This is a genomic window from Paraburkholderia gardini (genome assembly GCF_907164575.1).
In the GTDB taxonomy this organism is placed as follows: Bacteria; Pseudomonadota; Gammaproteobacteria; order Burkholderiales; family Burkholderiaceae; genus Paraburkholderia; species Paraburkholderia gardini.
This window is the reverse complement of sequence record NZ_CAJQYY010000022.1, coordinates 17,496-31,263: the sequence shown is the minus strand read 5'-3', so window position 1 is coordinate 31,263 and position 13,768 is coordinate 17,496. Positions and strand designations below refer to the sequence as shown.

The window sequence follows — 13,768 nt, the reverse complement described above, 5'->3', positions numbered from 1 at the left end:
GACTCCTGCCTGACTGAGGTGAAAAATGGAACGGGCGAATGACACGGCGGCACGGCCGGCAAATCGCAGTGTCATGACACCGGGGTGTACCCGTCAACTACATACCTGGGGAATACAACGACGCACACCGGCCGGATAACTTGCGCTACACTATAAACAAACTAACTAGATCGTACAAATTCGTAAAAACCCGCGCGCACGCCAGCGACCGCTACAGGCGGGCTGCAGGCACGCAACACAGGGCCACCGGGCCCGGACGAGGGCAGAGGAGTGGAAATGAACGTGCAGACATCGCATCTCGTGGGCCTGATCGGTTCAGGCATTGACGGTTCGCTGAGCCCGGCCATGCATGAGCGGGAGGCGAGTCAGCTTGGCCTGAACTACGTCTATCGCCGGATCGATCTGGCGGCGTTGAAGCTCGACGTGTCCGCGTTGCCGGACCTCCTCACTGCCGCTGAGCGGATGGGTTACAACGGGCTGAATATTACGTATCCGTGCAAGCAGCACGTCATTGCGCTGCTCGACGAACTGTCCGACGACGCGCGCGCGCTCGGCGCAGTGAACACCGTGCTGCTGAAGGACGGCCGGCGCATCGGGCATAACACCGACTGGTCCGGCTTTGCGCGCGCGTTCAAACGTGGTCTGCCGGACGTTTCGCTGGATGACGTGGTGCAACTGGGCGCGGGTGGCGCGGGCGCGGCTGTTGCGCATGCCGCGCTGACAATGGGTGCGCGCGCGTTCACGGTGTTCGATGTCGAACCGGCGCGGGCCACCGCGCTCGCCGCCGATCTGCAAACGCGCTTTCCCAAGGCCCGTGTGAACGCGGGCGGCTCGCTGCCGGACGTCATGGCGGGCGCGACTGGCCTGATTCACGCAACGCCGGTCGGCATGGCGAAGCTACCTGGCATGCCGTTGCCCGCGGAGTTGTTGCGCGCGGGCATGTGGGTCGCCGACGTCGTCTATTTTCCGATCCGCACGGCGCTTCTGCAGGCCGCCGAGGCCGCCGGATGCCGCACGCTGAGCGGCGGCGGCATGGCGGTTTATCAGGCCGTCGATGCGTTCCGGCTCTTTACCGGGCTCGAACCCGACGCCGGGCGCATGTTCACGCACTTTGAGTCGTTGCTGAAATGACCGGCGTCATGCCGGCAACGCGTGGTTGTAGCGTGCGATTTCCTCGTAAAACGCGTTCAGTTCGTCGATCGTGACTTCGTGCAGTGGCATGACGATATTGAAGTGGTCCTTGCCCATCAGGGTAGGGTGTACGTACCAGACGCCCTTTTTCGGTTCGAACGGCATGCCCGGTTCGACGAACGCATGCGCGTGACCGAGCGGAAACTGCGCTGAAGGCACGCTCACGAGGCCGTCGTTGGGGCGCCAGGCCGCGTAGCCGCCACCGAGATCTTTCCTGTTCATGCCCACGGCCGTGCCCGTGGGTTTCAGCAGTGGATTCATGTTGGGTGTCGGCACGCGAATGCCTTGCGGGCCAGGAAACGTGCCGTCGATCGCGTACGACGCGTAGTACACGTTCTCCGACGTCAGCGCCCACGTGTTCTGGAAATGCGCGGCGACGGTGGACAGGTCGTAGATGCACCCGTCATTGGTTTTCCAGATATGGCTTTCGAACACGCGCCGGATGTATTCCTCGTGGCCCTCTCCTTCCTCGCGCTGAAGCCCCCAATGCTGCAGGTTGAAGTCGTAGAGCGGTTCCTTGCCGGCCACGCCCGCGAGCGCCGCCACGCTGTAGAAAATATCCCTGAGAAACGTCGGAAAGTTGAGGTAATCATCCGCCGTGAGCGCGCCGTTCTGCACGCCTGCCACTGACGTGAAGCTATGCACCCACTGCTTGCCGCCCTTGAACAGATCCGAGGTAGGCGCTTCACGTGGGCCCGGATCGAATGCCATCTCGTCGGGGTCGCCGTGTTCCAGCAGCTGGATCAGTGTGCGTCCGGTCGGGCCGCCCATGCTGTGGCCGATCATATGCACCTTGTGCGCTTCACTCCACTGGGGAAGCACGCCAGGGTAGCTGCGCCCGTAGCGCTGATGGCCGTAACGCGCCGAGTGAACCGCGCCGTAATCGACGACCCCGCCCTTGATGAAGCAATACAGCTCGCAGGCGCGGTCCCAGTTGCTCAACAGCGGTCCCATCGATGCCGTGAACGTTGTGTAGCCCTTGCTGTTCAGATACTCCTGGATATCGCCTTTGGCGCCGCCCCAGTAACGGAAAAGCTGTCCGAAGATTTCGTCGCGACCCCAGCCGGCCATGCCGTGAACGAGCACGGTTGGATAAGGATTGTGCGCAGGCGGTTTTTTGTGCGCGTGAGATGCTGCGTGGGAAGCGGGTTGTGCGGGCGAAGTGGCGGCATGACGGGTACTCGGCATCTTCTGGTTCTCGTCGTAGTGGGTTTGGAAGGACTGCGGTGACGGGTACAGCGCTCAACACTGTCCCGCGCGCACCGAAGTGCAGTCAAAGCCGATACGACGAGTCTTTGATAATGATCAGGATAACAAAATATTTGACAAATATTTTCGTAATAGTGTGAACTGTTGAGTAACGAATTGCTTCGGGGGAGGCCAGACGCAAGAAAGGCAGAACGTCCATCGCCCGCGCCGCGCGCTGCCCGACCAGTCAGTCCTCGCGCTTGACGAAGCGCAGTACCGCGTCGACCACCATCGCGCGATGGCGTGCCCGCAGACGCGGGTGCGAGGGATCGCGCCCAAACGCGGCGCCGAACGTATGACGGTTCGCGACGCGATGAAAGCACAGCGAACTGATCATCAGATACAGATCGAACGCGTCGATGTCGTCACGGAACTGGCCGGCGGCCACGCCGCGCGCAAGGAGGTCTTCGATCGTTCGCAGCACGCTCGCATTGCGCTGTTTGAACGTTTTCAACTGCTCGATGTATTTCGCGTCGTGAATGTTCTCGATGTTGATAAGGCGAACGAAGTCACGATTCCTGTCGTGATAGTCGAACGTGAATTCAACGAGCGTATGCAGGCCGCCGCGCGGGTCCAGTTCGCCGATGTTCAGATCCTGCTCGTGCGTGCGGATATCGCCATACACCTTGTCGAGCACAGCCTCGTACAGCCCTTCCTTGCTGCCGAAGTAGTAGTACAGCATGCGCTTCGTGGTGTTCGTGCGTTCGGCGATCGCGTCGACCCGTGCGCCGCTGAGACCCATCGCGGAGAATTCCTCTGTCGCGACTTCGAGGATGTTCCGTCTGGTTTCTTCGGGATCGTACTTGCGCCGGGCTTCAGACGGGATGCCGGTATTGTCGGGCCCGGCTGCCTTGATTCCCTTTTTCATTGTGCATTTCAGCGGCGATGACGGCGCATTCTAGCACGCCGAAAAGCCCCATCCGACGTGGGTTTGCGGCATGTCGAAGCCGGTCTTTCGTGCTTTGCGAGGACGTGCTGCTAGCGTGCCGGCCGGTGGCGTGCAGCGAGTGCGTCGCGCGTTTGCATCGTCGTGTACGTGAGTTGTGCAGCGGCCAGACCGAGTGCGCCGAATGTGCGTGTCAGGCCGAAATGGCTGAACGCTTCGGGAACCGGACGCTCGCCCGAAATCGCCGCCGCGAGCAGTTCGCCTGAAACGGTGGTGGGCGCCATGCCATGTCCGCCGAAGCCGACTGCGTACCAGACGCCGTCGGTGCTCTGGCCGATCTGCGGCATCTTGTGCCGCGCGTAGCTCATCAAACCGCCCCACGCGTAATCGATGCGCACGTCGTGCAGTTGCGGATACACCTTCAGCAGATCGCGACGCAGCAGACGGGCGATAGCCTCCGGCTGGCGATCGCGTATCGAGATGCGCCCGCCCCACAGAATCCGCGTGTCGGGCAGTGGACGGTAATAGTCGAAAGCGAAGCGCGTGTCGTATACCGCTGACTCACAGTCGAGCGCGTTTTTCAGACGCGCGCCGAGCGCCTCGGTTGCCATCACGTAGGTCGCCACCGGCAACACCGCGCGCTCGACCCGGCGGTACACGTTGCGTGCGTAGCCGCCGCCCGCCATCACGACATGCTGCGTGTCGATCGCGCCTTCGGCGGTGGTGACGAGAAAGCCGTTGCCCTGACGCTCGAGGCTCACGACCGGCGAGTGTTCGTAAAGATCCGCCCCGGCTGAAACCGCGGCGCGCGCAACACCGAGCACGTATTTCAGCGGATGAAAGTGGAACGCGTTGTGTTCGAGCAGGCCGCCGTGATAGCGCCGCGATTTCAGTTTTTCAGCGAGTTGCGCTCTGGTGAGGGGTGTCCAGTCGACGCCGAACGAATCTTTCATCAGACGTCGCTGTGTTTCGAGTCGCGCGGGTTCGTCGAACCAGTTCGCGAGAATCACTCCGGCGTGCGTCGTGTCGCAGTCGATGTGATAGCGCTGGATGCGCGCGCGCATCAGGTCGACGGCGTCGGTGGTGAGCGTATAGAGTTCGCGCGCGCGTTGCGGACCGAGTGCCTTCAGCAGGTCCGCGCAATCGAGGCTGTAGCCGCCGAACACGAAACCGCCGTTGCGGCCCGACGCACCGAAGCCCAACTGCTCCGCTTCGAGCACGACGACATCACGAACGCCACGCTCGACAAGCCCAAGCGCCGTCGAAAGTCCCGCCAGCCCGCCGCCGACAATACACACCTGCGCGCTGCGCCGGCCGGTGAGCCGCGCGTGCCCGGGACGCGTGACGCTCGCTTCGTAGAAACTCTGCATAAGGATTCAGGTGTGCGGTGCCGCAGAAGGGCGCTAGACGCTCAACATGGTTTCAGGACACCGGCAACAGCTTGCCGCTGGACACAACGGGCCCGGCTGTCATGGAGAATGGAGTGATGGTATGCGCGGCTATGTTACTCAAGTTTCACGAACCGGCCTACATCGGGTTGACGAGCGGATCGCGCGGTTGCGCTGGCTTCGGGTGCTGAGGTTTGTTCCCGAAGTAAAGGTCAGGCCAATTGTGGGAACTGGTAAATTGGCTTGACCGGATCGTGAGATCGTCGCTACATTGGGCCTGTCAGCGTTTTCGAAACCAGCGGCTTTGCTGGTCATCAAGGCTCCCATGCTTACTGTCGTCTGTGAAAATCCCGGCTCGCTTGTCGCCCAAAATCGTGAGCGGCCGTGTCGCGCAACTGGCGAGGTGTTGCTGCGCGTGAAGCGGGTTGGCGTGTGCGGAACCGATCTGCATATCTTCACGGGCAACCAGCCGTATCTTGCGTATCCGCGCGTGATGGGCCATGAATTCTCGGGGATCGTCGAGGAGGCCGATGAAGCGGACGGGCTGCGCACAGGCGATCCTGTCTACGTGATGCCGTATCTGTCGTGCGGGCGGTGCGTGGCATGCCGGCAGGGCAAGACGAATTGCTGCGTCGATATCGAGGTGCTGGGCGTGCATCGCGACGGCGCGTTCACGGAATACCTGAGCGTGCCCTCGCAGTTCGTACACAAGGCCGAAGGCGTTTCGCTCGACGAAGCCGCCATGCTGGAGTTTCTCGCCATCGGCGCACACGCCGTGCGTCGCGGCGGCGTGAAGACGGGCGAGCGCGTGCTGATCGTGGGCACGGGGCCGATCGGCATGGCGGCGCTGCTGTTCGCACGTCTGCGCGGTGCCACGGTGACCGCGCTCGATACGCGCGCCGAGCGGCTCGATTTCTGCATTCGCGAACTTGGCGCGCATGCGGCGGTGTGCATCGGCGAAAACGACAAAGCCGAACTGTCGAGGCTGACGGACGACGAATTTTTCGATGTCGTGTTCGACGCCACCGGTAACGCGAAAGCGATGGAGCGCGGCTTCGAGTTCATCGCGCACGGCGGGCGCTATGTACTGGTCTCGATTGTGCGCGACACGATTTCGTTTGCGGACCCGGAGTTTCACAAGCGCGAGGCGACCTTGCTCAGCAGCCGCAACGCCACTGACGAAGACTTCGAAACCGTGCTTCGCGCGATGCGCGAAGGCAAGGTGCCGGTCGCCGCGCTCAACACACATCGTTTGCAGCTGTCCGACGTGCCCGCGCGATTTGCCGGTTTGCTCGACGCATCGGCTGGCGTTGTGAAGGCGATTGTCGAGTGTTGATCGCGGTATAGTGATCGTTTCCAGATAGCGATCACTTCTGCGACTCACATGAAAAACACGCTACAGGTGCTGATGTCGAGGCTGCGCATGAAGCAGCTTCAGCTATTGATCGCGCTCGACGAGCATAAATCGCTGCACAAGGCTGCGAGCGCGATGTCGATGACACAGTCGGCCGCGAGCAAGGCGCTGCACGAACTCGAGTCGATGCTCGAAGCACCGCTCTTCGAGCGCGCGAAAAGCGGCCTGATCGTGAACCAGTTCGGTCACTGCGTGATCCGCTACGCACGGCTGGTCGCAACGGACCTCAGCGCGCTGTGCGACGACATGGCCGAGATTCGCTCGGGAAAAGGCGGCCGGCTTGCGGTGGGCACGATCATGGGCGCGATTCCCGATGTCGTCGCGCCCATTCTGGACGAACTGCACGTGAGCCTGCCGAATCTTTCAGTCGAGATTGTCGAGGATACGAGCGCGCGCATGCTGATGCTGCTCGACGACGGCCGGCTCGATCTCGTGATCGGCCGTTCGACCGTGAGCGATGAGCCTTCGCGCTATCACTATCAATCGCTCGGCGATGAACCGCTTTCGGTCGTGGTCGGCTACGCTCATCCACGCGTGGCGAAGGAAATGGATCTGCATGCGCTAGGCGGCTACCGATGGATCACGTATCCGGGCCATATGCCGCTGCATGCGTTGCTTGAGCGCGAACTGGACCTCGCCGGAATCAGCATGCCGACCAATCCGATATCGACGGCATCGACGTTCGTGACGATCACGCTGCTTCAGCAAAGCACCGATCTGGTCGCGCTGCTGCCGACCGACATCGCCGAGCGCTTCGCGCGTCAGAAGATGTTGCGCATCCTGCCCGTCGTGCTGAAATCGCCTTCGCCGACGTTTGGCATCGTCACGCGCAAAGGCGGTGTGCTTTCGTCGCCTGCGCAGCAGTTCATTCAACGCTTGCGCAAGCTGGAACGCGTGCGCTGATCCGGCGTGCGGGGCGGCGCGGTGGAGGCGCGCGGTACCATCACGGGCGCCGACGTGACCCGCATCGGCGGCGTGCCGGTAGTGTCCGGGTTGCCGCGTGACGCGCGCGGCGCGCGGTCGATCAACTCGCGTAGCAGATCGACGGCCATGCGCGCGGCTTCTTCCGTCGGCACGGCGACGGTCGACAATGCAGGGCGCGATTCGCGCGCCAGTTGAATATCTGTGATGCCGACCACGGAAAGATCGTCGGGCACCGAGAGGCCCATGTCGGCCGCTGCATGCATGGCGCCCAGTGCGGGCAGGTCGTTCGTGGCGTAAAGCGCGGTGACTTCAGGATGTGCCTTCAGCAGTTGCCGCGCCGCGTCATAACCGCCGCGTATCGTATCCGCTTCGCAGATGAATTCCGCGACGATCCGCGCGTTGCCGGCCGCGTTGAAGCGTTCGACGAAACCGTCGCGCCGTGCGCCATGAATGCCGAACGGCGACTGGTCATCATGGCTGCTCTTGCTGCCGACGAGCGCGCCCACGCGCGTGTGTCCGAGGTCGAGCAGGTGTTGCGCCGCGAGCGCGCCCGCAAGCCGGAAATCGACCGCCACGCACGGCAGCCCGGGTGGATCGTCCGGACGCTCCCACATGCACAGCACGACCGGTGTGCCGCGTTCGGCCGTGGCGCGCAGGTCGTCGAAAACAAGCTCCGCGTTCGTCACCAGCACGCCTTCCGAAAGCGTGCCGGCGATCTGTTCAAGGTAGGCGCGGCCTGTCTCCTGATCGTCGTTCGTGTTGCAGACGATCAGAAAATGGCCGCTGGTGCGCGCGGCGCGTTCGGCTGCAAGGGTAAATTCCGGGTAGAACGGATTGGCGATGCTCGATACCATCAGCGCAAACGTCGGAGCACGGCCTTCGGCCAGCGCGCGCGCCGCGAGGTGAGGCCGATAGCCGAGTTCCTTGACCGCATGCAGCACACGTTCGCGTGTGGCCGCGCCGACCCGTCCGCGATTGCGCAATACGTTGGATACCGTCGCGGGCGTGACGCCCGCGTGCGCGGCGACTTCGTTCAGTGTGGTCATTAACGTTGACGCCCTGGCATGTGGGATGGCATCCTGACATTTGCAACAACGGCAGCGGTCGCGATAAAGTCGTTGAAACAGAACATACCGGAGACGGCGCAAGATCAGGCGATTGAGTTCCAATCGTCTTTTTCTCTGCCACTTGATTAAGCGCTTAATCTCCTGTTGTGACGCATTAGAACATGGAGGCAAGGCAATGGCCAGCATCTCGTTGAAAGCAGTGCACAAAGCGTACGGCGAACATCCGCCGGTGATTCGCGGCGTGGACCTGGAGATTGGCGAAAACGAATTCTGCGTGTTCCTCGGGCCGTCGGGCTGTGGCAAGTCGACGTTGCTGCGGATGATCGCGGGTCTGGAGGACGTCACCGATGGAGATCTGTACATCGGCGGCCGGATCATGAATGACGTGCCTGCCGCCGAGCGCGGCGTCGCGATGGTGTTCCAGAGCTATGCGCTTTTTCCGCACATGACCGTGTTCGAGAACATGGCGTTCGGCCTGAAGCTCGCGAAAAAACCGAAAGACGAAATCGACCGCAGGGTGAAGGAAGCCGCGCGCGTGCTGCAACTCGAAGCGCTGCTCGACCGCAAGCCGCGTGCGCTCTCCGGTGGCCAGCGTCAGCGCGTTGCGATTGGCCGCGCCATCGTGCGCGAACCCGGCGTGTTTCTCTTCGACGAGCCGCTGTCGAATCTCGACGCCACGCTGCGCGGCCAGACGCGCATCGAAATCGCACGCCTGCACAAGCAGTTCGCGAAGGCGAGCGTGGTGTACGTGACGCACGACCAGATCGAGGCAATGACGCTCGCGGACCGCATCGTTCTGCTGCATGCCGGCAAGGACACGGAGCGCTACGGCAGCATTGCTCAGGTAGGCACGCCGCTCGAGTTGTATCACCGGCCAAAGAGCCGCTTTGTAGCGGGCTTTATCGGTTCGCCGCGCATGAACTTTCTGCCGGCGACCGTCGCGTCGATCAATGCGCAATCGGTGCGGATCACGCTTGCGCACACGAGCGAATCGATCGATGTGCCGGTCGTGGCGGATACGCTGACAGTCGGGCAGGCAGTCACGCTCGGCATTCGTCCCGAGCATCTCGAAGTGAACACGGTTGCGGGTGCGACGAGTGACACGCGGGCGAGCGTCCCTTTGCAAACCATTCAACGCAGTGTCACGCTGATCGAACAACTTGGCGAGCACAGCTATCTGCATCTCGATCAACCCGGCGGCGACGTGCTGATCGCCAAGGCGCCGGGCGATATCGAGGCGCGCACGGGCGAGCGTCTGATGTTCAACGTGCCCGCCGCGTCGTGTCATCTCTTCACCGGGGACGGTTTCGCACTGCCGCATCGTGCGCCCGCCTCGAATCATCCCGTCACTCAGGTCGCGTAGGAGCGCTGCATGCGTTTAGGAGTCTGCTATTACCCGGAACACTGGTCGTCCGATATGTGGAGCGACGACGCCGCGCGCATGAAAGCGCTTGGCATCGAGCGCGTGCGCATCGGCGAATTCGCGTGGAGCCGTATCGAGCCGGAACCCGGCGTGTATCAGTGGGCCTGGCTCGATCAGGCGATCGACGTGCTCGGCTCGGCCGGTCTGAAGGTCGTCATGTGCACGCCGACCGCCACGCCGCCGAAGTGGCTCGTCGACCAGCATCCCGACATCCTCGCCGTGGGCGCGGACGGCCGTGCGCGTGCGTTCGGTTCGCGACGTCACTACGATTTCTCGTCGCCGTCGTACTTCGAGGCGTCGCGACGCATCTGCGAAGCGGTGGCGCGCCGTTACGGTTCGCATCCGGCGGTCGCGTTCTGGCAGACCGATAACGAATACGGTTGCCATCACACTGTGGTCAGCTATTCGCTGGCGGCGGCGAAGCGTTTTCGCGGCTGGCTCGCAAAGCGTTACGGCACGATCGATGCGCTGAACAAAGCATGGGGCACGGTGTTCTGGAGCATGGAATATCGCAGCTTCGATGAAATCGATCCGCCGGTTGCAACGGTGACCGAGGCGCATCCGTCGCACCGTCTCGACTATCGCCGTTTCGCCTCGGACGAAGTGGTGCGGTTCAACCGCATGCAGACGGACATCCTGCGCGAGCATTCGCCGGGGCGCCCGATCGCGCACAACTTCATGCAGCTCTTCACGGAGTTCGACCACTACAAGGTCGCAGCCGATCTCGACATCGCGGCGTGGGACAGCTATCCGCTCGGCGCGCTCGAAGAGCAATGGTTCGCGCCGGATATCAAGGCGCGTTACCTGCGGACCGGTCACCCGGATTTTGCGTCGTTCAATCACGACGTGTATCGCGGCATGTCGAAGCAGCCGTTCTGGGTGATGGAGCAGCAGCCGGGCCCGGTGAACTGGGCGGAGTGGAATCCCGCGCCGTTACCGGGCATGGTGCGCCTGTGGAGCTGGGAAGCGTTCGCGCACGGTGCAGGCTGCGTGTCGTATTTCCGCTGGCGTCAGGCGCCGTTCGCGCAGGAGCAGATGCACGCCGGGCTCAACACGCCCGACAACCGGCTCGATCTCGGTGGCGCGGAGGCAGCACGCGTTGCGGAGGAAATTCGCGCAGTCGTGTCCGCCGATGGCGAACCGAAGGTGCGCGCGAAGGTCGCGCTCGTCTACGACTACGAAGCCAAGTGGCTCTTCGAGATTCATCCGCAGGCCGCCGGTTTCCACTATCCGCGTTTCGCGTTCGAGTATTACTCGGCGCTTCGCTCGCTGGGTCTCGATGTCGACGTGATTCCGGCGGATGCATCGTTTGACGGCTACAGCATGATCGTCGTGCCGCCGTTGCCGGTGGTGGCGAATGACTTCGGCGCCAGGCTCGCGGCAAGTGGCGCGCAGGTTGTGCTCGGACCGCGCACGGGTTCCAAGACGCGCGATCTGCAGATTCCGACTAACCTGCCGCCGGGCGCGCTCGCCGATGTGTTGCCGTTGCGCGTCTGGCGTGTCGATTCGATACGCCCGAACGTCAACGTGCCGGTCACGAGCGATAGTTCGACGCTGCAGGGCGAGTCGCGTCACTGGCGCGATCTGCTCGACGTGCCGGCGAACATGGACGTGCTCGCGCGTTTCGATGACGGTCATCCGGCTCTTGTGCGACATGGCGCGCTGCATTACTGCGCAAGCCTCTTTGACGACACGCTCACGCAACGCATTTTCGCGCAGGTTGCAGCGGCAGCAAGACTTGATGCGGTACCGCTCGCCGACACGATTCGCGTCAGCCAGCGTGGCGCGCTCAAGTACGTTTTCAACTACGGCGATACCGCTTACACGATCGACAACGTCCGTGCGGATGCTTTCGTGATCGGGTCGTCGTCGGTCGAACCGCAGGGCGTGGCGGTTTATCGCGCCGCATAACATTCCATCATCCATCAGGAGACAGGTATGACAAGCACGAGAAGTGCGGTACGTAAGGGGCTGATCGGCATCGCGCTGGCGGCAGCCGGTTTGACAAGCGTCGTCGGCAATATCGCGCAGGCCGGCACGCTCGCGGTCAACATCGCATTCAAGGGCGCAAGCCAGCGCGCGGTCTGGCAATCGGCCATCGACGACTTCAAGAAGGCACATCCGGACGTCGACGTGAAGGTGTCGTTCATCGACGAAGAAGCGTACAAGGTGCAGTTGCCAGGCTGGCTCTCGACGGTCGCCCCCGATGTGGTGAACTGGCATGACGGCGAACGGATGGCGTATTACGCCCGTCGCGGTCTCCTGGAAGATCTCACTAACGACTGGAACAAAAACAACTGGAACAGCATGTACGCATCGACGAAGGAAGCTTCGTCGTATAACGGCAAGCAGTACGCCGCGCCGACCGTGTATTACTCATGGGGTATGTTCTACCGCAAGGACCTGTTCGAGAAGGCCGGCATCGCTGGCGAGCCGAAGACGTGGGATGAATTTCTCGACGCCTGCAAGAAGCTGAAGGCTGCCGGCATCACACCGATTGCCGTGGCCGGGCGCGATGCGTGGACGCTGGCAGGCTGGTTCGACTATCTCGATCTGCGCATCAACGGCAACGCGTTCCACCAGAAGCTGATGGCGGGCGAAGTGCCGTACACCGACCCGCGCGTGAAGAAAGTGTACACGGCGTGGAAGCAACTGCTCGACGACAAGGACTTTATCGACAACTCGCTCTCATACGATCTGGACGCCGTGCAGCCGTTCCTGTTCCAGGGCAAGGCCGCGATGATGCTGATGGGCACGTTCATTACCGGCGGCTTTCCGCCGGACGTGAAGTCGAAGATGGGCTACTTCCAGTTCCCGATCATCGACGCGAAGGTGCCGACCGCCGAGGACGGTCCCGTCGAATCGCTGCATATTCCGTCGAAAGCGAAGAACAAGACGGATGCGCACACGTTCCTCGCCTTCATGGAAACGCCGGATATCAGCTCGAAGCTGGCGCAGGGGTTGGGATCGTTGCCGGCTAACAGCAAGTCGCCGGAACCGGAAGATCCGATTTCCAGGATCGGTTTCCAGATCCTGTCGAATACGAAGGGCGGCATTGCGCAGTTCTACGATCGCGACATGACGAAGGAAATGGCCGACGAAGGCATGAAGGGCATGCAGCAGTTCGTGTCGGATCCGACGAAGCTCGACGAAATCCTCGCGCAGCTCGAACAGACCCGCAAGCGGATCTACAAGAAGTAAGCTGGGCATCGAACGGCGCCGGCATGCGTGACGCGGTTTCACGCATGCCGGCACCGCGGAATCGAAGACGCCGTAGAGGTAATCCGTCATGAAAACTGTCCCGACCCATCGCGTGGCCGTCGATGTGCCGCAGGCTGCGCCGCCGCGTCGCGCGAAATCGCGCCGGGCATCGCCAAGCGCAAGGCAGCAGCGGCGCGCAGCGTTTCTGTTTCTCGCGCCTGCCTGCATCATGGTGGCGATTTATGTCGTGTGGCCGATCATTTCGTCGCTGTCGCTGAGTTTCTACAACTGGGACGGCATGACGGAGAAGACGTTTGTCGGTCTCGCGAACTACGTCGAACTGTTCCATACGCCGACGTTCTATACGGCGCTCAGGAACAACGTGCTGTGGCTCGTTCTCTTCATGCTGTCGCCGCCGATGGGGCTTGCGATCGCGCTGTATCTGAATCAGGCGGTGCGCGGCATCCGCTTCGTGAAATCGCTGTTTTTCGCGCCGTTCGTGCTTTCGGGCGTCGTCGTGGGCCTGATTTTCAGCTGGTTTTACGACCCGACGTTCGGCTTGCTGAAAGTGATCGTCGGGCACGGCGTGCCCGTGCTGGGCGATCCGCGCTACGTGACGTTCGGCATTATCTTCGCCGCGCTGTGGCCTCAAACAGCGTACTGCATGATTCTTTATCTCACGGGCCTCACGTCGCTTAACGCCGAGCAGCTCGAAGCCGCGCGGATGGAAGGGGCGAAAGGCTGGGCGATGCTGTGGCACGTCGTGCTGCCGCAGCTGCGGCCCACGACATTCATGGCGATCGTGGTGACCGTGATCGGCGCGCTGCGCAGTTTCGACCTGATCGCGGTGATGAGCGGCGGCGGCCCGTTCGAAAGCTCGACGGTGCTCGCCTATTACATGTATGACCAGGCGATCAAGTATTACCGCCTCGGTTATTCAGCGGCAATCGCGGTGGTGCTGTTCGCGATCGTGCTCGTCTATATCGTCTTCCAGTTGCGCCGCATGGTGCGCGAAGAGCAGTAAAG

General features: G+C 62.3%; 11 protein-coding genes. 7 read left to right on the top strand and 4 right to left on the bottom strand.

Translation table 11 applies throughout. The features are described from left to right. Positions 1-276 precede the first annotated feature (276 nt). A complete protein-coding gene (locus LPA34_RS18435) occupies positions 277-1,131 on the top strand; it encodes a shikimate dehydrogenase (RefSeq protein ID WP_228980834.1) in 855 nt (284 codons plus the stop codon). A gap of 6 nt (positions 1,132-1,137) precedes the next feature. Here LPA34_RS18435 and LPA34_RS18430 read toward each other — a convergent pair whose 3' ends face one another. From LPA34_RS18430 to LPA34_RS18420, 3 genes are all read right to left on the bottom strand, one after another. After that, positions 1,138-2,379, bottom strand: coding sequence for an esterase/lipase family protein (locus LPA34_RS18430; protein ID WP_228980832.1), 1,242 nt, complete (start codon positions 2,377-2,379; stop codon positions 1,138-1,140). 247 nt (positions 2,380-2,626) lie between these two features. Further along, positions 2,627-3,307: a TetR/AcrR family transcriptional regulator gene (locus tag LPA34_RS18425; protein ID WP_228980830.1), complete on the bottom strand. Its 681-nt coding sequence runs from the start codon at positions 3,305-3,307 to the stop codon at positions 2,627-2,629. Positions 3,308-3,417: 110 nt separating this feature from the next. Beyond that, on the bottom strand, positions 3,418-4,695 hold the full coding sequence (locus tag LPA34_RS18420) for an NAD(P)/FAD-dependent oxidoreductase (RefSeq protein ID WP_228980828.1): 1,278 nt from the start codon (positions 4,693-4,695) through the stop codon (positions 3,418-3,420). Between the two features lie 343 nt (positions 4,696-5,038). Between LPA34_RS18420 and LPA34_RS18415 the strand changes: the two genes are divergently transcribed. Next, positions 5,039-6,049: a zinc-binding alcohol dehydrogenase family protein gene (locus LPA34_RS18415; protein WP_228980827.1), complete on the top strand. Its 1,011-nt coding sequence runs from the start codon at positions 5,039-5,041 to the stop codon at positions 6,047-6,049. 48 nt (positions 6,050-6,097) lie between these two features. Beyond that, positions 6,098-7,030 (top strand): LysR family transcriptional regulator, encoded by a 933-nt coding sequence (locus LPA34_RS18410; RefSeq protein WP_228980825.1) that lies wholly within the window; start codon positions 6,098-6,100, stop codon positions 7,028-7,030. On the opposite strand, the gene LPA34_RS18405 is transcribed toward LPA34_RS18410, so the two are convergent. Continuing rightward, complete coding sequence (locus LPA34_RS18405; RefSeq protein ID WP_228980823.1) at positions 6,997-8,097, bottom strand: LacI family DNA-binding transcriptional regulator; 1,101 nt, start codon at positions 8,095-8,097, stop codon at positions 6,997-6,999. The two genes, LPA34_RS18410 and LPA34_RS18405, sit on opposite strands and share 34 nt — an antisense overlap. Before the next feature lie 196 nt (positions 8,098-8,293). On the opposite strand from LPA34_RS18405, the gene LPA34_RS18400 reads away from it, so the two are divergent. The 4 genes from LPA34_RS18400 (at position 8,294) to LPA34_RS18385 (ending at position 13,766) form a co-directional block, all read left to right on the top strand. Further along, positions 8,294-9,481: an ABC transporter ATP-binding protein gene (locus tag LPA34_RS18400; RefSeq protein WP_228980820.1), complete on the top strand. Its 1,188-nt coding sequence runs from the start codon at positions 8,294-8,296 to the stop codon at positions 9,479-9,481. A 9-nt stretch (positions 9,482-9,490) separates the two neighbouring features. Further along, positions 9,491-11,452 carry a beta-galactosidase gene (locus tag LPA34_RS18395; RefSeq protein WP_228980818.1) on the top strand — a complete coding sequence of 654 codons (1,962 nt, stop codon included), beginning with the start codon at positions 9,491-9,493 and terminating at the stop codon, positions 11,450-11,452. Positions 11,453-11,479: 27 nt separating this feature from the next. Then, positions 11,480-12,742 carry an ABC transporter substrate-binding protein gene (locus LPA34_RS18390; protein WP_228980817.1) on the top strand — a complete coding sequence of 421 codons (1,263 nt, stop codon included), beginning with the start codon at positions 11,480-11,482 and terminating at the stop codon, positions 12,740-12,742. Between the two features lie 88 nt (positions 12,743-12,830). After that, the gene (locus LPA34_RS18385) at positions 12,831-13,766 is read left to right on the top strand and encodes a carbohydrate ABC transporter permease (protein ID WP_228980812.1); all 936 of its coding nucleotides are present in this window, start codon (positions 12,831-12,833) and stop codon (positions 13,764-13,766) included. The last annotated feature ends 2 nt before the right edge of the window (positions 13,767-13,768 follow it).

Bases quoted from the DNA above. Each gene is read 5' to 3' on its own strand.
- LPA34_RS18430 (WP_228980832.1), bottom strand. From the start codon at position 2,379: ATGCCGAGTACCCGTCATGCCGCCACTTCGCCCGCACAACCCGCTTCC.
- LPA34_RS18435 (WP_228980834.1), top strand. From the start codon at position 277: ATGAACGTGCAGACATCGCATCTCGTGGGCCTGATCGGTTCAGGCATT.
- LPA34_RS18385 (WP_228980812.1), top strand. From the start codon at position 12,831: ATGAAAACTGTCCCGACCCATCGCGTGGCCGTCGATGTGCCGCAGGCT.
- LPA34_RS18410 (WP_228980825.1), top strand. From the start codon at position 6,098: ATGAAAAACACGCTACAGGTGCTGATGTCGAGGCTGCGCATGAAGCAG.
- LPA34_RS18390 (WP_228980817.1), top strand. From the start codon at position 11,480: ATGACAAGCACGAGAAGTGCGGTACGTAAGGGGCTGATCGGCATCGCG.
- LPA34_RS18415 (WP_228980827.1), top strand. From the start codon at position 5,039: ATGCTTACTGTCGTCTGTGAAAATCCCGGCTCGCTTGTCGCCCAAAAT.
- LPA34_RS18425 (WP_228980830.1), bottom strand. From the start codon at position 3,307: ATGAAAAAGGGAATCAAGGCAGCCGGGCCCGACAATACCGGCATCCCG.
- LPA34_RS18420 (WP_228980828.1), bottom strand. From the start codon at position 4,695: ATGCAGAGTTTCTACGAAGCGAGCGTCACGCGTCCCGGGCACGCGCGG.
- LPA34_RS18405 (WP_228980823.1), bottom strand. From the start codon at position 8,097: ATGACCACACTGAACGAAGTCGCCGCGCACGCGGGCGTCACGCCCGCG.
- LPA34_RS18395 (WP_228980818.1), top strand. From the start codon at position 9,491: ATGCGTTTAGGAGTCTGCTATTACCCGGAACACTGGTCGTCCGATATG.
- LPA34_RS18400 (WP_228980820.1), top strand. From the start codon at position 8,294: ATGGCCAGCATCTCGTTGAAAGCAGTGCACAAAGCGTACGGCGAACAT.